Here is a 21539-nt window from a genome sequence, read left to right on the forward strand (position 1 = left end):
TGTAGAAAATGAAAAAGGACATTTATATATTTAATGATGGAGAACTAAAGAGAAAAGAAAATACATTATATTTTGAAAGTGAAGGCAGAAAAAAATATATACCTGTAGAAGAAATAGATAATATATGGATATTTGGAGAAGTTACTTTAAATAAAAGATTCCTGGATTTTGTATCTCAAAAAGAAATATGCCTGCATTTTTTTAATTATTATGGCTATTATACGGGAAGCTTCTATCCAAGGGAACATTATAATTCAGGATATGTTATATTAAAGCAGTGTGAATTTTATTTGGATTTTCACAAAAGGATGTATCTAGCAAGGAAAATCATACAAGCAGCAGTGGAGAATATAATGGTAGTGCTTAAATACTACAAAAGCAGGGGGATTGAACTGGAAAGTGAAATAGTAGATATTTTTAATAAATCAAAAACTATGGAAGGGACAGAAAGTATTGAACAGCTTATGGCAGTAGAAGGAAATATAAGAGAAAAATACTATACCTGTTTTAATAAAATAATTAAGAATGAAGAATTTAAATTTAGAGGAAGGAGTAAAAGACCTCCTAAAGACAGTATAAATGCACTTATAAGTTTTGGGAATTCAGTTATGTACTCTACGGTACTTGGAGAAATATACCAGACACATCTAGATCCAAGAATAGGATACCTGCATTCTACCAATATGAGAAGGTTTACTTTAAATTTAGATATAGCTGAAATATTTAAGCCTATACTGGTGGATAGATGTATATTTTCACTATTAAATAAAAATATAATTACAGTGAAGGATTTTCAAGAAGAGTTTAATGGAATATTGTTATCTGAAAATGGTAAAAAGAAATTTTTACAAGAGTATAATAACAAACTCTATACCACCATAAAACATCCTAATCTTAATAAGCCAGTCAGTTATAAGAGATTAATCAGAATGGAACTTTATAAAATACAAAAGCATATTACACAAGATGAAGAATATATTGGCTTTATAGCGAGGTGGTGATAATGTTTGTCATTTTAGTCTACGATTTTGGAGAAAAGAGAGTGGGAAAAGCCTTAAAATTATGTAGAAAATATTTGACTTGGGTTCAAAACTCTGTATTTGAGGGGGAACTCAGTATGGCTAATTTTAAAAAATTGAAAATAGAAATAGAGAATATTATGGATAAAAAAGAGGATTCCATTATAATTTATAAGTTTAACAGTACAAAATACTCAAAAAGAGAACAAATAGGAGTGGTGAAAAATTCTCAAGAACTCTTCATATAATTTAATAATTGGAGCTGATTGGTATGAGACTGAACATAAATTTAAAGTTTAAAGATTGTTTTAATTTACCTATACAGTATAATAGTATAATGCAAGCAGTGATATTAAACTGGCTTGGGAATGAAAACTATCAAAAATTTATACATGATTGTGGATTTAAATTTGAAAATAGAAGATATAAGCTTTTTACATTTTCAAAAATATATGGTAAGTTTAAAATATACAGGGATAAGAAAATTATAAGTTTTTTTGATAACGCCAATTTCACTGTTTCCTCCCTTGAAGACAGATTTTTAAATTATCTTGTATTAAATGTGATAGGAAAAGATAATTTTAAGTTTGGAAATAACATAGTTGGCGTAGATCATATTGAAAGTGCATATAGTAAACTTTCTAAAAAAGAAATAGTATATACAAAATCTCCTATAGTTGTCTATAGTACATTTAAAAATTATCAGGGTAACAAAACTTACTATTATAATCCTTTAGAAAGTGAGTTCAGTGAACTTATAAGGAGAAATTTAATACATAAATATGAAGCCTACTATGGAGCAGAACCTTCAGATAAATGTTTTTCAATAACTCCTTTATATAGAGAAAAGTTAAAACAGAGAATTGTAATGTATAAGGGATATGTTATAAAAGGATGGGATGGAGAATTTTTGATTCAGGGTTCAAAGGAACTTATGGATATAGCCTACAATGCAGGAATTGGCTCCAAAAATTCTCAAGGGTTTGGATGCATTGAAGTAAAAAGAAAGTAGAAGTCTGGAATAATATTGTATCAATATTTATGGCTTATATTTTAAGGGTAGATTGAATATATTTTAGGAGGTTTTTAATGTCTTATAAAGATTGTATTAAAATTTGGAGAAAAGGTATAAGTGAAGAATTGTTAGATAGATTTTTTCTTAAGTTTACATATTCCTCAAATAAAATAGAAAATAATGAGACAAGATTAAGAGATGTTGAAACCATCTTTAAAGGGAAAAAAGTTGCAGATTTTAAAGGAAATAAGAAAACACTTGTAGAAATAGAGAATCACAGGGAGTTATGCAAAAATATTTTTAAATTATGTAAAAAATACGATTCAAAAGTATCTATTGATATAGTAAAAAAAATTCATTATGCATTGATGAAAAATTGTTTTTCAGAGCAGTTGTTATTAAAAGGAGAAAGTCCAGGAGAATTTAAAAAAGGTGATTATATAGTTGGCTTACATGATGTAGGGGTAAGTCCTGATGAAGTAGAAGAAAATTTAGATTCTTTATTTAAAGAAATTAATGAAGTGAAAATAAATGATAACAACGTTTTAACAGTGATTTCATATTTCCACTGCTGGTTTGAGAGTATACATCCTTTTGCTGATGGAAATGGAAGAACGGGCAGGATGCTGGTCAATTATCTTCTTATAGGCAATAACTTTCCACCAATAGTTTTATTTGAAAATGACAGGGAACAGTATTACCTGGCCTTGGAATATTTCAATGAAACGCAGGAAATATCTAAAATGGTTAGTTTCCTAGAAGATCAAGCTTATAAGACATGGATTAAAGATTATAATATCAAGTTAAAAAATTTAAAGGATTTTTTGGATTAGATGATAAAGGTAACACCAATAATTTTTTCGTCGACCCCCAGTAGCGTAAAAAACCACGGGGTTCGATAAATTAAAAAGATGAGTAATGATAAGGGTTTGTGATTTTTATTAACACTTCATTAACATGTTGATATTTTCATAAACCCTGTTATAATAATATATGGATGGATTTTAGATTACCTATGAGGAATTGAAACTCCTAATGATTCGCCACCAAAGTCTTTTGTTGTAACGAATTTTAGATTACCTATGAGGAATTGAAACTGGGTTACTATAAGAACAGTCTTACCTTCTTTATTTATTTTAGATTACCTATGAGGAATTGAAACCTTAATGCTGGGTTCCCCGTAATGATACTGGATAGAATTTTAGATTACCTATGAGGAATTGAAACCATATTTCTACTCTTTCACACTTTCTGCAGCACTTAATTTTAGATTACCTATGAGGAATTGAAACCCATGCAATCACATTCACCTTCGCATAAAATGAGTTCATTTTAGATTACCTATGAGGAATTGAAACTTTTTTGGCCGAAATGCCAGGCATTGTTCCTAGTATATTTTAGATTACCTATGAGGAATTGAAACTTAAAATGTGCAAAATTCCATCAAATTTAAATTTACATTTTAGATTACCTATGAGGAATTGAAACTTAAAATGTGCAAAATTCCATCAAATTTAAATTTACATTTTAGATTACCTATGAGGAATTGAAACGTAAAGAAAGGGCGTGAATATATGGATATGAAAGTATAATTTTAGATTACCTATGAGGAATTGAAACGATATATGAAGAGGTGATATAAATGGCAGATATACAATTTTAGATTACCTATGAGGAATTGAAACGTAACAAGTATGGTGTAGCTTCCCTAGAAGTAGCTGATTTTAGATTACCTATGAGGAATTGAAACCATTAATGTTAGATGAAAGTTCAATGATTAAAAATGAGATTTTAGATTACCTATAGTGATTTCATATTTCCACTGCTGGTTTTGAGGGTATACATCCTTTTGCTGATAAAAATGGAAGAACCGGCAGAATGCTGATCAATTGTCTTCTTATAGTAAATATTTTTCACTAATAGTTTTATTTAAAAATGACAGGGAACAGTACTACTGGTCTTGTAATATTTAGGATAAATATCTAATTTATAGAAAATAATAAGCAAGATATTTGTAAATATATGGAATGAAATTTTTTCATTTATAGAAATAAAAAATAATTTGTAATATTATATAAAATTATTCATATATATGAAGGAATTTGGAAAATAAGGTAGAATATCATATATAAGTTTAAATAAATTAATTTATAAGATAGATAGCATAGCAATGTGTATTTTGGGAGATATTAGTTTGTATTTATAAAAAAGTAAAATTATATTTATGGGTAAAAAAGGCAGGGAAAACATATGATTTATATTTTTTTAGATGAAGCAGGATCATTTGAATGCAATGATGGTAACAAAACTAAAAGAGAGATAATAGGAGGTGTAATTTGTAAAGGTATAAAAGATGAAGGATCTATAAAAACACTGAGCAGTAGTGTGGAGAAGCAATTTATAACTGCCGGAGGATATGATTATTATAATAAGATACATGGAAAGCAGAGAAATGGGAAAGTCCAAAATGCTGTTTTAAAAAGTATATTTATAGATAAAAAATGTGGAAATAAAATAATTCCTTTTTACATAGAGAGAGGGACTATTAATAAAAAAATTTTTTCAAATATAACAGATGATAACAATGCTTCATTTCTTTATTTAAATATGCTAAACAGAGTAGTATCAAATCTTCTATTATACAAATCAGGAATACTGAATTATGATAACAAAGTAATTATAAATCTGCCCACGAGAGTATTACCGGTAAAAAAACTCTCAACTCAGGAGATAAAGGCTTTCAAAGAACTTTCGTATGATATACTAAATGGCAAGGTGGTTCTTGATCTGTCTCCTAATCTCCTTTCAGCATTAAGCTGTGAAATTTCAAATTGCAGTTTCCTAAAAAACAAAATTTATGTGGAAATAAATGCAAATAAAATAGCTTATGGCGATGAATGCGATAATAAGGGTAATCTTAATGTTTTTTATCAACTTTCAGATTTTGTGTGCAATAATGCTTATCTTAAAGTTATGGATGATTTAAATGAAATTGTATTTGCATATGATGACATTGATGAGTGCTATAGAAAAATAATTCAATATTATAATGAAAAAAAGCTTTATGAATATATAAATCAAAAAGAGAAGTATAATATTGAATTTAAAAATTCTAAATATAAAAGAATATATGATTCCTATATAAAAAGTTTAGATGAAGAAAAGCTATATAATGATGTATCTATAAAAGATTTTATAATCAAAGAAGGGGAAGAAATAAAGTCAAAAGAATACAATAGGATATTTGTCAAAAAAAAGCTTGATAAGGTTGATGAGTATATAACTTCTTCTACTGCTAAAAATGATTTAAAGACAGCTATTGAATATTATATATTTAAAATGAGAACATATAACCATTTGGGAAATTTTAAAGAAAATAGTATCATATATAAACAAAATATCATGAAATTGACTTATAATGCAGATTCTTTAGATATTATAAGGTTAAGAATGGAAGCTATAAATTTATATGCAGTTACATTGTCGAATAGTTTCCTTTTTAAAGAATCAATTGCGTATATTGATAAACTTATTAAATATCAAGAGTTTGTAGAAGAAATGTATAAAGAAATAGCTTGCGATATGGATAAAAAGGAAATTCGTAAAAATTATGTTGACATAAATATGGGAAAATATTTGAGCTCAAAGGGGCAGTATATGTCATTTATTAATGAGGCATCTGCAGAAAAGTATTTTTTAGAGGCATTGGGATGCTTTAAATATAATGATAAGCAAAAAAATCAGGCAATATCTTACCTGATTCACTATTACTCATATTTCGAAATTGTTCCAGAAAATAATATAAGACAGATTATAGATAAATATTTTGGATTTGATAGTTTTCAGAATGGAATAAATTATTTTACAAAGATTAAATATGAAAATTTGCTTTCTCCAGGTGAATCTTTCAAGCTTTTTGCATTTATCAAATATTGGGTTATTTATGAAGAAATAGGACAAGACATTGGCCTAGACCAAATTGAAAGACTTGGTAATAAGCTTGTTAATTTATGTTCATATGTGAAAAAATATTCAAAGTTTTTTGAACATCCCTATGAGCTTATATTTTATAATATAGCCCAGAGGCTTGAAACTGCTTCTTTAAAAAAGGAATTTAATGATAAGGCCATAAGTATATGTAAAAATCCCAACAGTGAATTTACCTTAAAGGTTATTGGGTTTATGATAAAACTCAATTGCTATAAGAATAAGAAAGATTTGGGAAAATTCATAAAATTTTTGAATGAGGAGGATATTTTAGATGATACAAGAAAATATTTTGAAGTAAATGCTTTATCCAGAGAGGATGACATAAACAAAGCTTTAAATATTATAAATTCTAAATTTACATATATGTACAGATAGAAACAAAGGAGGCATTGAATTTATGCAAAAAGTAGAAAAGAAAGCTGATTTTCTAATAACTCTTGTAGGAACAAGCGCTATGCCCAATCTCATAGGTATAGTTGCAAGAATAAATCAACATGGGAAGGTATTTTTGATTCATACTTGTGAGACGAAAGATATTTCAGATGGTCTTGAGGATTTTATAGAACAAAAAGATAAAACTGATATAGAAGGAAACCTTCATGTAAAAAGTAAATCATTTGAATTAGAGAATTATGATAATCCAGAACAGGTGTATAAGGAGCTGCTTCCCAAATTTAAAGCAATATGTGGAGAAATTAAGAACTCGGCAATAGACAAACCTGTAATGGAGCTCAATTATACAGGGGGAACTAAAGTGATTTCAAGTTTATCCTGTAAAGCTTTTAAAGATGTGTTTGAAGGTTTTGGCAGTAGTCTGTATTTTACATATCTTGATGGAGAGAAGAGTGAAATACATATTTTTAAATCAAATTTGAATAGAGAAAGCATAGTTGATTATTCAAGTGAAAGTGGGACCATTCCTATTACTGTTGGAGATGTGGTTGCCGTGCATATGAGGTCATTTCTAAATTACAAGGGTAGTTCAGATACTTTTAAGCAGAGTAAATTCAGCAGAGATATGTATGATTTCATAGCAAATAATTTGGATAAAAGGAAGGAAATCATCTCGTATTTAACGGGATTATATGAGGGATTAGATGAAAAAACAAAAGGTAGTGCAAACAAAGTTACAAAGTTTTTAGATGAATTTTCAGATGGAAACAAACTTTTGTGCGGCTATGACAGTTCTGATGATTTTTTTAAATCGTTTTATACGGAAAGGCGTAAATTGTCCAGTAAAAATATAAGCTCAGAAATAAGTGAAAAACTTCGTGGAAAATGGTTTGAAGAAGTGATTCACCAAATATTGATGGAGCTTAAAAAGGAAAATGTAATAGATAATTTTGCAAATAATCTGTCAAGTAAGAGTATCAGTACAAATTTTGAATCGGATTTTATAGCTATGAAAGATTATAAATTATATTATTTTTCGGTAAGTACTGTTGATACTGAAAGAATGACTAAATTGAAATTGTATGAGGCTAAACAGAGAGTGAAAATTATTTCTGGTGCGGAATCAGCAGCCGCAGCTGTTACTTTTGTAGAGGATAAGAATGAAATCCTTGAAGGAGATATGGATATATGGCAGGAAAATCCTAAAAATGTGCTTATAACGACATGGGGTGAACTTCCCAAATTAAAAGAAATAATTAGAAATTGGATAATAAAAAAGGGAGCGGTTGATAAAAATGAGTACTAAAGCTGATTGTATAATAACTTTAATAGGTAAAAATCCTTCTCCTAGTTACTATACGATTTTAAATTACAGTAAAAGTGGAACAAAAGTGTATGCTTTTTATACGTTGAATGATGATGAGTCGGTAAGCAGTGAAAATGTTTTGAAAAATATAATCAGTTCTGTGAAAGAAAAAGATGATTCAATTATTATAAAACCTGTTCCCTGTGACAAAAGCAGGAGGAAAAGTATTAAAAAATGTGTAGAAAATGAATTTGGAAATATCATAAAAGACTGTGATTATGATAATCTTGGCAGCAGAACAGTAGATATTATTGTGGATTATACAGGATCTACAAAATCCATGTCAGCATTTTTCTATTCATTTTATGACAGAGTAGTTAAAGAAGGTGAATATAGGAAGTTGAATGTACACTCTTCTTATGTTTCTTCTGACAAGGGGGAAATCTATGAGTGTAAATTTAAACCAGTGAAAATTGAATCCATATATAAGATTGAAAATGTATTTAAACAATTTAGCGTAACAAAGGAAGATCTAATAAAACTTCACGGCTATAAATTAATTGGTGGGAATCAAATCAGTAATGTTCACCATAATCATAAGTTTGATCATATTGATACAGAAAAAGGAAATTTGAGATTTGGCATTACTGTAGAATGTAAAAAGATAAAAGATCTTGTGGATAAGTATTTTGAGATATCAGATGAGGTTGAAAAAGCAGGGGGAAGTGAGGCATGTATTGATTTCTATATTAAAGGGTATAAACTTGAAAATAAATTTTTAAATTATGGGAATGCAAAAAGTGCATTTTATGATTCCCTAAGCAGTGTATATTCCCGGGACTTAAAAGAGAAAGTAACTGTTACATTTTAAGAAGAGAGCAAGGAGGAAAATAAATGAAGAGTTTGGTATTATGGGAGTTTTCAAGAAAACAAAATTATGTATTTAGAAGTAGCAGACTTAAAGAATGTATTGGGGCATCCATGATCATAAGAAGGCTATCTGAGAACTTCAGAGAATATGATCTTGAAAATGAAAGTTTCATAGTAAAAGGAGGTGGAAAAAGCTTATATCTATTCGATGATGAAAAATGTGCAAATGAGTTCATAAAAAATTTTAGCATAAGAGTACTTAAGAATTATCCTGGCCTTGAATTTTTTATAGTCAAGGAAGCGGTTGATATTTCAAAGGATGATATAAAAGCTTCAATTAAAAATATATATAAAAAATTAGAAATAAAAAAAAGCAGTAGAAAAAATTCAGGGAATCAGATTGGCTTTGGAATAGAAAGAGAATGTGATTCTACGGGATACCCTGCTGTTTCTTTTTATTATGATGAAGGGAAAAAATATATTTCAAGTGAGATAAAAGCAAAACGGGAGGAAGAAAAGAGTGCTGTCAAGGAATATTTTGATGATCTCGTTCCGGAAAATTATAAATATAGTAAAGAAATTGATGATTTGGTAAATGAAAAAGGGAAAAGCTATATAGCTGTAGTACATATTGATGGGAATGAAATGGGTAAAAAATTAAGAAATTTGGAAAATAAAGTAGTTAAAAGAGATAACGAGACCATGGAGGTTTATAACAATAGATATATAAATATACTTAAAAATTTCAGTAAAAAAATAGATGAAAGTTATAAACGTGCATTTAAAAATATAGCAGTAAATGTAGTTAACAGCAGAGAAAATTTAGAAGATGTTTCGAAAATAGCTGACAAAATTATTCCGCTGAGACCGCTTATATTTGCAGGGGACGACGTGACTTATTTGAGTAATGCATATATTGGAGTTGAAACTGCAAGATCTTTTCTTCAGGAACTCGATAAAAATTATATTGATATTGAAGGCATGGATCTTGGAAAACTTCATGCATGTGCTGGAATTGCAATAATAAAAAAAGGATATCCATTTATAAAAGGATATGATGCTGCACAACAGCTTTGTGAAAATTCGAAGAAAACTATTCTTAAAGAAAAATATGGAGATACGTCAATGCTGGATTTTCATATTTTTCAGGGAGATATAGATAAATCCATATATGACATAAGAGAAGAAGAGTATACGTTTAATGGTAAAGATGCGAAACTCACGATGAAGCCATTGGTAATTGATCCTTTGAAGAATTGGAAAAATTATCAAAACTTTATAGAAGCATTGAACAATGTAGATGCAGCTATAAGTGAGAAAAAAATAGGAAGGAGTAAGGTTAAAACTTTAAGGGAAGTGCTTAAAAAAGGTGAACAAGAAACGAAATATTTCTTTAAGTTTTATAATATAGAACCAGGTAGGTATTTTAGAGATCTTCATGGTGCAAGAGGAGACTACTGTTTTAATGAAAGTGATAGCGTGTGTATGTATTTCGATGCCATAGAATCCATGGATATGTTTAAAAAACTTGAAAAGTGAGGTGGAGTTAAAATGACATATTTTAAAATAAAAATAAAACTACTTTCCGAAAGTATTTTTGGAAATGGGGAATCAGAATCGAGTGGAGTTGATGTTGATATATTAAAGGATGACATAGGTGTTCCTTATTTTAGAGGGAAGACCTTTAAGGGAAAACTAAGAGCGGAAATTTCTGCACTCGGAGAGTATATGTTCTGTTTCAGTAAAAATAGATATGACAAAATTATTGAAGGACTTCTTGGGAAAGAGGGAAAGTTTGACAGCAATACTTTAAAGTTTTCGGATTGTGTTATATCAGAGTGCGTGCATGATGATCTCAAATATGGTGTTGAAAATTATAAGTTTGACAAAAAAGATATACTTAATTCTCTTACGGAAGTTAGAACCTTTACAAGGATTGATGAGAATGGAGTTCCAGAAAAGGGTTCTTTAAGGCAGGCCAGGGTGATAAAAAAAGGTTTGATTTTATACTGTGATGTAGAATGTCAAAGAAATTTAGATGATATTGAAAAGGGCATACTTTCAGCAGGAGTAGCAGTTTTAAGGAATCTCGGCACAATGGAGAGCAGGGGAAAAGGAAATGTAAAATGCTCACTTATAGAAAAAGGTGAAGATGTGACAGCTAAATATATTGATGTACTGGAAAAGGAGGCTTAAATATGGCTAAATATGTTGTATTTGATATAAAAAATATAGAACCGATAAAAATTTCATCTACAGTTATGCAGTCCGATAATGAATATTCCAGAAGTTATATACCGGGATCGGCCATAAGAGGTGCATATATATCAAACTATATTAATGCAAATGATGTAAAGGATCTTAATTCTGGAATACATAGAGAAAAACTGTTAAAGGGGGGAATGAAATTTTTAAATGCCTATCCGGTAATTGATGAAGTCAGATCACTGCCATTTCCAAGATGTTTTTATGCTCTGAAAGATGATATAAAGAAATATAATGTAAGTAAAAAAATGAGGATAGCAATGTTTTACGAAGATACCGATAGGGACATCGATAAAGTGAAAGGATTTGAATTTGCAAATTTTAATTTTAGTAAAGAAGTATTGGAAACTCGAGGGATAGATAAAATAAATAATTTGCATATAAAAAAGGAAGCAAAGAATAAGATCTTTAGGTATGAAGCTATAGATTCAGGAGAAAAATTTAGAGGAATAATTAAATGCGAAAATGACGATTATATTGAAGAAATCAAACAAGTACTGAAGAAAGGATTATTCTATATAGGTGGTTCAAAAGGTTCTGGATATGGGAAGTGTAAAATAGATAATATAAATGTAAATGAGAAGAACCCTGAAATTAGGATTTTTGGAGATGCAGTAGATGATTTTGAAGATAGAGAGTCTTTTTCAATTTATGCATCATCCGATATATTATATAGGGATAAATTTGGAATTTATAAATCCTATATAGATGAAGAATATTTAAAAGAAAAGCTCGGCCTTGAGGAAGTTAAATTTGAAAACAGTTTTGTAGATATGGAATATTTTACAGGATTTAATAACAAGTGGGGATGCAGACTTCCCATAGTAAATGGAATAAAATCAGGAAGTATATTTGTTTATAAATTTAAAGGCGATTTGAATCTCGATAATATTAGGAATTTCGAAGAAGAGGGGATAGGAGAAAGAAAGCAGGATGGTTTTGGAAGATTTATAATTTTACCTGACATTGACCAGACTCTTTCTTTTAACCAGGTCGTCCTTTCAGATAGTCATAGTGAGAAAACTGAGGAAATTGAAGTTAAAGACGAAGAAGATAAAAATCAGCTCAGCATGATACTTGATAGAATTTATCTCAATAAAATCAATAAAAAACTCTCTGAAAATGTATTGGGAATGAACTCCCAGGTGAATTTGAGTTTAAATAAAAATCAATTTGGAAAACTTACAGAGTTAATGGACGTTCTTCTTGGAATGAAATATGGAGATGGAATAATAAGACTTAGAAATTACTTTCAGCATATTTCAGAAAGAAAGATAAATAGAGAACTTGCAAATAAACTTGAAAGACCTTTTATAGATAGAAAGCCATTAAAAGACTATATGTTAAGTGAACTTGAAAACAATGATAAATTTGATTTTGGAAATAAGTATGGGCAGCCTTTTAAAATAGGGGGAGTTGAGTCAAGACTCCATGGTGAAGCTCAAGTTATGTATAATTACAAATTAAGGATTTTCAAAGAGCTTTTTAGAATGCAGCTTAAAGACAATTCAGAGGGAGGGGAAAATTAATGCCACTTAAAAATGGAAAATATTTGAAAAGAATAGAATCTGAAATTGAAAATATTTCTCCTTTGAATATAGGCGGAAACGATGGAGAACTTTTAGTAGATATTGAAGAAAATAGTGTGTATTTGCACGGAACAATGCTTGCAGGGGCAATTAGAAGTTACCTTTCTTCGATTTGTGTTGAAGATGTAGAAGACATGTTTGGAAAGAGTAAAGAATCAGATGATAATAGCCTGAGTAAAATATTTATCTATGATTCCTGCGCGAATTTATTGGGCATAGAGGTAAGACCAGGTGTGTGTATTGATAAATTTTCAGGTACATCGAAAAATAAGGCAAAATTTGAAAGGAAATATATATGTGAAGGTCATAAATTCAAATTGTGTATTGAAATCTATGGTGATAATAAGGAGCAAGCTGAAAGATATGGCAAAAATATCTATATTGCACTGTCGGCAATAAATAATGATTATATAGCATTGGGCTCTTATAAAACAGGTGGGGCTGGGATATTTAAAGTAAATTTTGTAAAAGAAGTTAATTATGATTTTACAAATAAAAAAGATTTATTTATGTATCTTAAAAATTCTAAGGAATATGTGTCAGTTGATATTGGGAAACTGCCTTCTGAAAATTTGAAGAGCAGCGTATTTGTAAGATATGAACTTAAAGGAAAAATTGAAACTCCCCTGCTTGTAAAGGGGAATTCGTCACTTGACTATACTAGGCCGGATGATGAGCAATTTAGGAATGAAAAAGGGAAATGTGTCATTCCACGGACTTCACTTAAAGGAATCATAAGAAGCCAGGGTGAAAGAATATTGAGATTTTATGGGAAAAAAAATGATATAGAAAAGATATTTGGTTCTGAAGATGGTGCAGAAAAAAAACTTCCATCAAGATTTACAGCTTATGATTCTAAAATAGAGGATGTAAAAAAGGCAACTTATAGCAAGATAAAAGTGGACAGATTTACTGGAGGAGTTCTCAAAGGACAAAAAATGAGTGAGGAACCTGTAATGGGAAAAGTGAGGATTTCCGGGAAACTCAAACTTGATAAGAAATGTGAAAAAGATGAGGCAGTTGGGCTTATTGCTCTTGTGTTTAGAGATATTGCCAGGGGAGAATTAAGTATTGGAAGCGGCCAAAGCACAGGAAGAGGTAGAATTAAAGGTCAGCAGCTTAATATATTTAGTGGAAATAATCTGCTGTTTAGATGGAATATGAAAGATAAGAAAGCAGAGATAAATAAAATTGATGACTATATATCTGCACTTGGGGAGGAATAAAGAATGGAAGTTAATGTAACTTTAGAAGAACTCACGAGAGAGAACATTAAAAAATTTATAGATATAAATAATAAAAATTACAATACAGATGTAGGAATTGAAGCTGTTTTATCTGATAAAAAATTTTACGATATTCTTGGAATTAAATATGGAATAATATATAATTTTGATTCCGTAAAATATGATACTGTCGATAAGTTAAATATTGATTTTAACAATATTATTGAAGCAAGATTTTTTAACAGAGATACTGAGATTGATGTAAGAATGATGGATAATAAAATTGGCGGGAATATATTTATTGATAATGGAGAAAAAGAACTTTTTATTGATGAAAATTTTTATTTGAGATGCAATAGAGAAAATAATTACAACAAGTTAAAAGTTAAAAAATATATTGATTTTGATGAAGACGGACAAGCTTATATTTTCTACTTAAAACCATGTGAATTATTGAAGGAGGCGTAATTATGGGAAATAAAAATTATAGTATTATAAAAGATCATAGTGTAGCTCCATATAATTTTGTATCACTTCCACATAGGTGTGTGTTTCCTTATAAAACTTATGAAGATCTACCGGGTCATAATATTTTAAACGAGCTATACTTGAATGGCTGTATAGAATATGAAATAGTAAATGAAACTCCATTAATTGTGGGTTCCAGTGAAAGAAATAATGGAAAAGTCATAACTCCTTTCAAAAATCCCAAAAACAAATATACAATACCTGGAAATACAATTAGGGGAATATTGAGGAACAATACTGCATTTTTGAGCTTAAGCAGCCTTGAAGATTTTATAGAAGATGACAGGTTTTATTTCAGGTCTTTTGGAAAGGGTAAGAATAAAAAGGATTATTTCAAAAGGCTTAATATAGGTACAAAAGTTGTTGGTGGAGAAAGTATGTCTATGCCTAAAAACGTAAACGGTGGATATGTTTACAAGGATTCAAGGGATAAATATGTGCTTGTACCGTCTAAAAAAGTAGGCAATAATGATCTTTCCTATTTTGTAATAAGCGAACAGTATTTGAGGAGTATACATCCTAATGTGGGTGAAAACTATATGTACAGTTCTAAAATTCTCGATCTTATAGAAAATAAGAATAAATATAAATCTCGAGGATACAGGCCCAACCAAAATAAAAAAGAGCTTTTGGAAGATAGAAATGATAAATATAAACCTTATTGTGTAAAAATATCTTTTGAAATAAAAGGTGTTCGCACAGTATCTAAAATAGGTAAACCGGGGAAATATAAAAATCAAGGTTATTTGATGAGTTCAGAGTTTATCCAGGGGAAACTGGCTCACTATATAATTCCTGAACCTGATTTTGATAGTCCGGACAAGATTGAAATATCCAGGGATAATGGCAGATTTAAATTTATAAATTTTTATAAGAATGATTTACTGAGAACTAAAAAGCAGAGAGAGCCCGATAAAATAGACAAGGAAAACGATAGAACATATTTCTTTTTACCTGATAAAGAAGGCAGAAATTCGGGCAAACCTATATTTTATGGAAAATTTAACGATAAGTTATATTTTGGATTTAGTCCCTATCTCAGGATACCTTATGATTATTCAACAAAAGATTTAATGCCTGAAGGATATAAAGATAAAAGCGGTTTTAGTTATGTAGATGCACTTTTTGGTTTTACTGAAAGGGGCAAAGAAAAATATAATTACAAAGGAAGGTTGAGCTTTGAAGATGCAGTCTGCACGGATGAATCACCTAAACTTTGTGGAGAATATAGACTAGTTGCCAGTGAGCCCCATGCAAGTTCTTATCCATCATATTTGAAGCAGGATATTATAGGCGGGGAAGATACCAAGAAAATTAAAAATTACAATGATTCCGATTCGCAGATACGTGGAATAAAAGAATATTTAAATAGAGATAATGATACTATTAATGATACTGTTGAAAATGCAAATGAAAATGTAAATGGAAAGGTTAGTGAAAATGTTTCTGTATATATTAAACCTCTTGCCCCCAAAACGGTATTTAAAGGGAAAATATATTTTAACAATCTTACCAAAGAAGAACTGGGACTTATATCATGGGCACTCAAAGTGAAAGATGGTGCTTATGAAACTATAGGCTATGGAAAACCCTATGGATTTGGAAGGGTAAAAGTTGAAAATATAAATATAAAAACAGAAGATATCCGTAAAAAATATTCCTCAATGACTGCTGACTATTATAGAGAAGAGAACAGAGAAGTTCTTGTAGATGAATATAAGAAAAGTTTTAAAGAAAAATTCAATATTGATATAGAGTTGCAGGCAGCAGTTAAAGATTTTATGATTTTAAAAACTCTGGTTGTAGATAGAAATCATGAAAATGAAGCCAGGTATATGAAAATTAAATTTTATCCTGATAGATCTAAAAGTAATGAATTTAATATGCTTAAACCCCTGCCAAATCCTGAAGAACTTGAAGATATACTAAATGGTAAATTTATTCTAAGAGAAAACAGCAGTTCAAATGAAATTAATAGTAATCATTATAGAAAAACCCAAAAGGATAATGGAAAAAAACATATACGCAGTAGAGGTAACAATCCTGAACACCATGATAAAGATAAGTTTGATAGTAGTTCGGGCTTGAATAATTCCTTAGGAGATCAATTAAAAAAGTGGAAGAACGAAAATGAGAAAAAGGGTAGATGAATGTTTAATTTGTAAAAGGGTATATAAATATGAAAAATAGGTTTATAACTATCTTTTGAGATGTATGCTTTATAGGTTTTTAGGAACAGGTAAATATAACAAGTGTATATATAAGTTTAAAGGTGACTTGGTTGAAACACGATTTATTCAAGAAGCCATTATAAGTACTGTATGCAGGTTTTGGGATTGGAATAAAGATATTGTAAGTGTATTTATTCCAAAAAAATCCAAGGATGCAAATTGGTTTAACGGAAATGATGAAAATAGAAAACTAGAAGAAATACTTCGAAATAAAGGAGTGAATTTTGAAGAGATACAAATTCTAGAAGGACAAACAGAAAGGAAATTATGGAAAATATACGATGAAATTTTTGATGTTATAGATGATGAAGATAATGTTGTATTTGATATAACTCATGGACTGCGCTCAATTCCATTACAGGAATTAGTTGCATTGAACTGTGCCAAGGTAATTAAAAATATAAGTATAGCTGGGATTTATTATGGTGCCTACGAAGCAAGAGAAAAAGTATGTAATAAAGTTATAACCCCAATATTTGATTTAACACCTTTCAATAAACTACTGGATGAAATTAGATTGAAATAACTACTGGATATACAATTTTTTCTCGTTTTCTCTTCTCATTGTAAAAAAACCTGAAGTCTAATGAAAACTATTTTGAGTGAAGTCAATACTTAATAGAGACTAATCTGGGAAATGATAGGTATTAGATTTTGATTATTACAAGTGTACTGTATACTTTATATTTCGAGATACTTATGAAGTGATTTATAATTTAATATTTTGTCGTCGACCCTGAATAGAGTAAAAATTACTGAGGGGCGACGATTTTTACATTTGTAGCTAATTAGCAGGCTGAGATTAGTTTTTGAAATTTTTCCAGAGATTTTCTTGGATATTGCAGTTTTGGACAAGCTGATGTATTCTATATTTGATGGGTTTTTAGGATACCTATAAGGAATTGAAACTGTTTCTATGTTCCTCTAAGTCTTGATAAAAATTCGTTTTTAGGATACCTATAAGGAATTGAAACTTAAGAAAATCTTTTGACTGTTCAAGTAATGATGTCGTTTTTAGGATACCTATAAGGAATTGAAACATGATAAAGCAATATAGGGAAGCAAAAGGTCTATCTCTGTTTTTAGGATACCTATAAGGAATTGAAACATTATTTCCCATCCAGCATACTTTTTAGGTTCTTGGTTTTTAGGATACCTATAAGGAATTGAAACTTTACTTTTGATTCAACGTTAACTGTATCTGGTATAGTTTTTAGACTACCTATGAGGAATTGAAACTCCACTTAAAACGAACATTTCATTACAATCAGCACAAGATTTTAGACTACCTATAAGGAATTTGAATCAATAATAAAAACTTTATAATTTTACCAATGTGTTTAAACAACCCCTGGGTTGTTTTTATAGTTATCATTTTTTGATGATTATGAGAAAGATTATTATGATATAATTATGTAAATAAAGTATTCCAATACACAAAAATATAATTTGTGGAAAGGAGAATTACAGTTGGATATAAATGGTGTATTCTTATGGTATTATAATATTTGTAAAAGGGAATTATGGTTTATGTCCAGAAAAATTGTACCGGATCAGCAGGACGAAAATGTAGATATAGGAAGATTTATATATAAAAATACTTATAAAAAGAAATTTAATACATAAACATGAAGTACATTATGGAACTAAGCCTTGGGATAGTTGTTTTTCAATAACTCCTTTGAATAAAGAAAAATTGAAGCAGAAAATTGTAATGTATAAGGGATATGTTATAAAAGGATGGGATGGTGAATTTTTAATGCGGGGTTTAAAAGAACTTATGGATATAGACTATAACGCAGGTATTGGTTCTAAAAATTCTTAGGGATTTGGGTGTATTGAAGTAAAAAAAGATAGAAGGCTGAAGCAATGTTATATAAGAATTTGTGATTTTATTAACAATTTATTAGCATATTGTGCTATAATGATAATTGAATGGAATTTCAGATTACCTATAAGGAATTGAAACTTGTAAGTGCAATGAGAAACAGCTGATATTTGCAGTTGATTTTAGACTACCTATAAGGAATTAAGACTTTATTAAAGTATTAATTTTAATACAAAATAATACTACTGAATTTTAGATTACATAATAATAAAAAAAACTCTAGCTTATAAACTTAAGTTGGGATTTTATTTTTTATAGGAATAGTTTAGGTTATTGTAGATACTTTATGTCAAATAAAGAAAAAATACATAAATTTATATCACAAAAAGAAGGAAATTTAGACTATTTATAGAATTATAATACAGTATGAAAGAAGGTGAAAAGGTGCAGGAAGGTATATTGCAGATAGGAAATGCAGTACTATCTGAAGGAGATATGCTCCTTAGTTTGGTCCAGGAACTTAAGACAACTAGAAAAAATAAAAAGCTCTATGTAATGAAAATAAATTTTAATACAGGGATAAATACTTTAAATATTGATGTAACTGAAGAAATGGGTGAAAAAACAACATTGAAATACTTATTTTTAGGCAAATCAGGAGGTCCTGCTTCACCTCAGTGGTTTTCTTCCAGTACCACTGTAAGTTATTTTTTAACAGAAACATTTTTTAATTTAAAAAATAAATATTTTGATGAAGAATTAAATACTAAAATAAATAATATATTTAATAATTACTATGTGGATTTAGGAAAAAATGTAAAAAATAAATACAGGTACGTCCTGGATTTAAAAAAATTTGGCATAAGCGAAGAAAGTGTAGAAGACATATATCAGAATTTAAAAAATGAAAATCAGGAAGATAAGAAAATTACAGATAGACTTGGAAAAATATTAGAACAGTACATCAAAGAAAAATATGATTTGAAATTTAATGAAATAGGTCTTTTTACCATACTTATAGATGGTGTTCCATTATGTGACTTTCAGGCATACAGGGAAAAGGTAAAATGTGAAAAGTTAAAATTTGAGAATAAAAAGTCTAATGAAAACTATAATCAGTACTGTTCCATGTGCGGGAAAGATGAAAATCTTACGGATGACTTAACAGGTATACAGATAAAGTTTTATACCACAAATCAAGTGATATTCAGCAGTAATCTAAGTAGAAAAAATTATTCTAAAAACATGATATTGTGCCAGAATTGTTTAAATAAGTTATTGGCAGGAGAATCTTATATAAAAAATAATTTAAGTACAAACCTTGCAGGATTTAGTGTATATCTTGTACCGCATTTTGTATATGGAGAACCCCTTTCCAAAGAAGAATTGGATTATATATCTGAAAATATACAAAATTCCTTTAATACTGTGAAAAGTTTTAAAAGTATAGAAGAGATGAGAACAAATGCCCGAAATTCAATTCTTTCAAGAGATGAAAAGAGTTTTTATCTTCTTAATCTTATATTTTACAAAAGTGCCCAGGCATCTACAAAAGTTCAGAAGTTAATAAAAGATGTTGATCCTTCTATATTTGATGAAATAAATTATAATTCCACCAGAACCTATGAGCTTGCAAAGTCCATATTAAGTAATAAGTGGAAAACAGGAATGAATCTAGGAAGCATATATTATCTTATACCTGTAAAAATAGTAAATGGAGAACCAAAACAGTATAAGAGTTTGCTTTCTTTATATGATGCACTTTTTACAAGGAGAAATATACAGAAGAGCACTATAATAGAAAATGTTATAAAGGCAGTTAATGTTATATATTTTGAAAAAGAAGGATTTAATATAAACTCAAAATATAATTCTATATACAGTACAGTTTTAAATGGAAATTTGTGTATTGAATTTATGAGGTATATGGGATGCATGAAGGAGGAAATGGCTATGGATACAGAGGATTTAAAGCTTAAGGATCATATTAAAAATTATATAGAAAATATGAAATATAATGAACAGGAAACAGCTATGTTTTTACTTGGATACCTTATAGGAGAGATTGGAAATGCACAGTACAGGAGATTACATAAAAATTCAGGGGAAAATAATACAGATTCAAAAAAACCCATATTAAATAAATTAAATTACAGTGGCATAGATAAAAATAAAATTATAAGACTCACTACAGAAGTTTTTGGAAAGATGAATCAGGAAAAGATAAGACATTATAACGAAGTGATTTTTAATGAATTAAAAAGACTTTTAGATATGAATATTAAAAAGTGGAAAATGAACAAGCATGAAAATTTATTTTATGTATTATCAGGCTATAGCTATAATACTGCTAGGGCAATACTAAACAATAAAAAGAAAGAGGAGGTAATTTCAGATGAACAATAGTGAGATATTATACCTTTATGATGCAAAGCTTTCAAATCCAAATGGAGATCCTGACGAGGAAAACAGACCAAGGATGGACTATGAAAGGGACATAAATCTTGTATCGGATCTGAGGCTTAAAAGATACATAAGAAACTATTTAATGGACATGGGCTATAATATATTTGTAAGGAAACTGGAAGATAAATCGGTAACTCCAGAGGAAATAATAGCAAGTTTGAAAAATAATGATGTGGATACCATACTTGATGAACTTATAGATGTAAGATTATTTGGTGCTACTATGCCTATAAAGAAATATAATAAAACTTTTATAGGACCTGTCCAATTTAATTGGGGGTATTCCTTAAACAAAGTAGAACTTATGGAATCCAGTATAACCTCTCATTTTTCCTCAGACAGTTCAAATTCCCAGGGAGCTATAGGAAAGGATTACAGGGTAAAATATTCATTTTTGGCTTTTTCAGGAGTTATATCGGGTAAAAGGGCAGAAAAAACCAAACTTAAAGAAGATGATGTAGTATTACTTGATCAGGCTATGAGATATGCTATACCACAGCTTGCAACTAGGAGTAAAATAGGACAGTATCCAAGACTTTATATGAGGGTAGAATACAAAGACAATAAAACTGTACTTGGTGATTTTAGGGATTATGTAAGGTTGGAAGGGAAAACTGAAAATTTGAGGGCAATAAATGAATGTTGTCTTCATGTTGAAGAACTTCTTAAGTTTTTAAACAATTATAGTGACAGAATATTTAAAATCCACTATTTTGCAGATAAAAATCTTCAAATAATGAATGGAGAAAGCGAATGTGAATTTCAGGAGGTATTTAAAGGTTTCCATTTAGAAGAAGTTAAATAGGAGGCGGA

General features: G+C 29.2%; 19 protein-coding genes and 2 CRISPR repeat arrays. All 19 genes read left to right on the forward strand.

Annotated elements, in window-relative coordinates; genetic code table 11:
- Positions 1-8: 8 nt before the first annotated feature.
- Positions 9-1001 (forward strand): type I-B CRISPR-associated endonuclease Cas1b, encoded by a 993-nt coding sequence (gene cas1b, locus AB3K27_RS10155; RefSeq protein WP_368491068.1) that lies wholly within the window; start codon positions 9-11, stop codon positions 999-1001.
- Between the two features lie 2 nt (positions 1002-1003).
- Positions 1004-1267, forward strand: a complete 264-nt coding sequence (gene cas2 / locus AB3K27_RS10160; protein ID WP_368491069.1) for a CRISPR-associated endonuclease Cas2 — start codon at positions 1004-1006, stop codon at positions 1265-1267.
- A 23-nt stretch (positions 1268-1290) separates the two neighbouring features.
- Positions 1291-2031, forward strand: coding sequence for a CRISPR-associated endoribonuclease Cas6 (cas6, locus tag AB3K27_RS10165; RefSeq protein ID WP_368491070.1), 741 nt, complete (start codon positions 1291-1293; stop codon positions 2029-2031).
- 77 nt (positions 2032-2108) lie between these two features.
- The gene (locus AB3K27_RS10170; protein WP_368491071.1) at positions 2109-2867 is read left to right on the forward strand and encodes a Fic family protein; all 759 of its coding nucleotides are present in this window, start codon (positions 2109-2111) and stop codon (positions 2865-2867) included.
- A 168-nt stretch (positions 2868-3035) separates the two neighbouring features.
- A CRISPR array of direct repeats spans positions 3036-3851; the repeat unit is 29 nt; unit sequence ATTTTAGATTACCTATGAGGAATTGAAAC.
- A 22-nt stretch (positions 3852-3873) separates the two neighbouring features.
- A complete protein-coding gene (locus AB3K27_RS10175; RefSeq protein ID WP_368491207.1) occupies positions 3874-3954 on the forward strand; it encodes a Fic family protein in 81 nt (26 codons plus the stop codon).
- Between the two features lie 330 nt (positions 3955-4284).
- Positions 4285-6399 (forward strand): hypothetical protein, encoded by a 2115-nt coding sequence (locus AB3K27_RS10180; RefSeq protein ID WP_368491072.1) that lies wholly within the window; start codon positions 4285-4287, stop codon positions 6397-6399.
- 22 nt (positions 6400-6421) lie between these two features.
- Entirely contained in the window at positions 6422-7723 is a 1302-nt protein-coding gene (locus AB3K27_RS10185; RefSeq protein WP_368491073.1) for a hypothetical protein, read from the forward strand.
- Positions 7713-8594 (forward strand): hypothetical protein, encoded by an 882-nt coding sequence (locus tag AB3K27_RS10190; protein WP_368491074.1) that lies wholly within the window; start codon positions 7713-7715, stop codon positions 8592-8594. The genes AB3K27_RS10185 and AB3K27_RS10190 overlap by 11 nt, the downstream gene beginning before the upstream one ends.
- A gap of 23 nt (positions 8595-8617) precedes the next feature.
- Complete coding sequence (locus tag AB3K27_RS10195) at positions 8618-10132, forward strand: hypothetical protein (protein ID WP_368491075.1); 1515 nt, start codon at positions 8618-8620, stop codon at positions 10130-10132.
- Positions 10133-10144: 12 nt separating this feature from the next.
- The gene (locus AB3K27_RS10200; protein ID WP_368491076.1) at positions 10145-10789 is read left to right on the forward strand and encodes an RAMP superfamily CRISPR-associated protein; all 645 of its coding nucleotides are present in this window, start codon (positions 10145-10147) and stop codon (positions 10787-10789) included.
- Between the two features lie 2 nt (positions 10790-10791).
- A complete protein-coding gene (locus AB3K27_RS10205) occupies positions 10792-12387 on the forward strand; it encodes an RAMP superfamily CRISPR-associated protein (protein ID WP_368491077.1) in 1596 nt (531 codons plus the stop codon).
- Entirely contained in the window at positions 12387-13673 is a 1287-nt protein-coding gene (locus tag AB3K27_RS10210; protein ID WP_368491078.1) for an RAMP superfamily CRISPR-associated protein, read from the forward strand. The genes AB3K27_RS10205 and AB3K27_RS10210 overlap by 1 nt, the downstream gene beginning before the upstream one ends.
- Before the next feature lie 3 nt (positions 13674-13676).
- The gene (locus tag AB3K27_RS10215; protein ID WP_368491079.1) at positions 13677-14141 is read left to right on the forward strand and encodes a hypothetical protein; all 465 of its coding nucleotides are present in this window, start codon (positions 13677-13679) and stop codon (positions 14139-14141) included.
- A 2-nt stretch (positions 14142-14143) separates the two neighbouring features.
- Positions 14144-16351, forward strand: a complete 2208-nt coding sequence (locus tag AB3K27_RS10220) for a TIGR03986 family CRISPR-associated RAMP protein (protein WP_368491080.1) — start codon at positions 14144-14146, stop codon at positions 16349-16351.
- Between the two features lie 64 nt (positions 16352-16415).
- Entirely contained in the window at positions 16416-16958 is a 543-nt protein-coding gene (locus tag AB3K27_RS10225) for a TM1812 family CRISPR-associated protein (RefSeq protein WP_368491208.1), read from the forward strand.
- Positions 16959-17311: 353 nt separating this feature from the next.
- Positions 17312-17738: a CRISPR direct-repeat array (repeat unit 30 nt; unit sequence GTTTTTAGGATACCTATAAGGAATTGAAAC).
- 164 nt (positions 17739-17902) lie between these two features.
- Positions 17903-18058 (forward strand): Dna2/Cas4 domain-containing protein, encoded by a 156-nt coding sequence (locus AB3K27_RS10230; RefSeq protein WP_368491081.1) that lies wholly within the window; start codon positions 17903-17905, stop codon positions 18056-18058.
- Complete coding sequence (locus tag AB3K27_RS10235; protein WP_368491209.1) at positions 18051-18257, forward strand: CRISPR-associated endoribonuclease Cas6; 207 nt, start codon at positions 18051-18053, stop codon at positions 18255-18257. The genes AB3K27_RS10230 and AB3K27_RS10235 overlap by 8 nt, the downstream gene beginning before the upstream one ends.
- Positions 18258-18686: 429 nt before the next feature.
- A complete protein-coding gene (locus AB3K27_RS10240) occupies positions 18687-20666 on the forward strand; it encodes a TIGR02556 family CRISPR-associated protein (protein WP_368491082.1) in 1980 nt (659 codons plus the stop codon).
- Positions 20656-21531 (forward strand): type I-B CRISPR-associated protein Cas7/Csh2, encoded by an 876-nt coding sequence (gene cas7b, locus AB3K27_RS10245; protein WP_368491083.1) that lies wholly within the window; start codon positions 20656-20658, stop codon positions 21529-21531. Before AB3K27_RS10240 ends, cas7b begins: the two co-directional genes overlap by 11 nt.
- Positions 21532-21539: the final 8 nt, after the last annotated feature.

Origin of the sequence: Clostridium sp. BJN0013 (assembly GCF_040939125.1) — a bacterium.
In the GTDB taxonomy this organism is placed as follows: domain Bacteria; phylum Bacillota; class Clostridia; order Clostridiales; family Clostridiaceae; genus Clostridium_B.

Excerpts from the sequence above, each read along its gene's own strand:
- cas2 (WP_368491069.1), top strand. The coding sequence starts at position 1,004 with ATGTTTGTCATTTTAGTCTACGATTTTGGAGAAAAGAGAGTGGGAAAA.
- AB3K27_RS10205 (WP_368491077.1), top strand. The coding sequence starts at position 10,792 with ATGGCTAAATATGTTGTATTTGATATAAAAAATATAGAACCGATAAAA.
- AB3K27_RS10190 (WP_368491074.1), top strand. The coding sequence starts at position 7,713 with ATGAGTACTAAAGCTGATTGTATAATAACTTTAATAGGTAAAAATCCT.
- AB3K27_RS10170 (WP_368491071.1), top strand. The coding sequence starts at position 2,109 with ATGTCTTATAAAGATTGTATTAAAATTTGGAGAAAAGGTATAAGTGAA.
- cas7b (WP_368491083.1), top strand. The coding sequence starts at position 20,656 with ATGAACAATAGTGAGATATTATACCTTTATGATGCAAAGCTTTCAAAT.
- AB3K27_RS10200 (WP_368491076.1), top strand. The coding sequence starts at position 10,145 with ATGACATATTTTAAAATAAAAATAAAACTACTTTCCGAAAGTATTTTT.
- cas1b (WP_368491068.1), top strand. The coding sequence starts at position 9 with ATGAAAAAGGACATTTATATATTTAATGATGGAGAACTAAAGAGAAAA.
- AB3K27_RS10240 (WP_368491082.1), top strand. The coding sequence starts at position 18,687 with ATGAAAGAAGGTGAAAAGGTGCAGGAAGGTATATTGCAGATAGGAAAT.
- AB3K27_RS10195 (WP_368491075.1), top strand. The coding sequence starts at position 8,618 with ATGAAGAGTTTGGTATTATGGGAGTTTTCAAGAAAACAAAATTATGTA.
- cas6 (WP_368491070.1), top strand. The coding sequence starts at position 1,291 with ATGAGACTGAACATAAATTTAAAGTTTAAAGATTGTTTTAATTTACCT.
- AB3K27_RS10180 (WP_368491072.1), top strand. The coding sequence starts at position 4,285 with ATGATTTATATTTTTTTAGATGAAGCAGGATCATTTGAATGCAATGAT.
- AB3K27_RS10220 (WP_368491080.1), top strand. The coding sequence starts at position 14,144 with ATGGGAAATAAAAATTATAGTATTATAAAAGATCATAGTGTAGCTCCA.
- AB3K27_RS10225 (WP_368491208.1), top strand. The coding sequence starts at position 16,416 with ATGCTTTATAGGTTTTTAGGAACAGGTAAATATAACAAGTGTATATAT.
- AB3K27_RS10215 (WP_368491079.1), top strand. The coding sequence starts at position 13,677 with ATGGAAGTTAATGTAACTTTAGAAGAACTCACGAGAGAGAACATTAAA.
- AB3K27_RS10210 (WP_368491078.1), top strand. The coding sequence starts at position 12,387 with ATGCCACTTAAAAATGGAAAATATTTGAAAAGAATAGAATCTGAAATT.
- AB3K27_RS10185 (WP_368491073.1), top strand. The coding sequence starts at position 6,422 with ATGCAAAAAGTAGAAAAGAAAGCTGATTTTCTAATAACTCTTGTAGGA.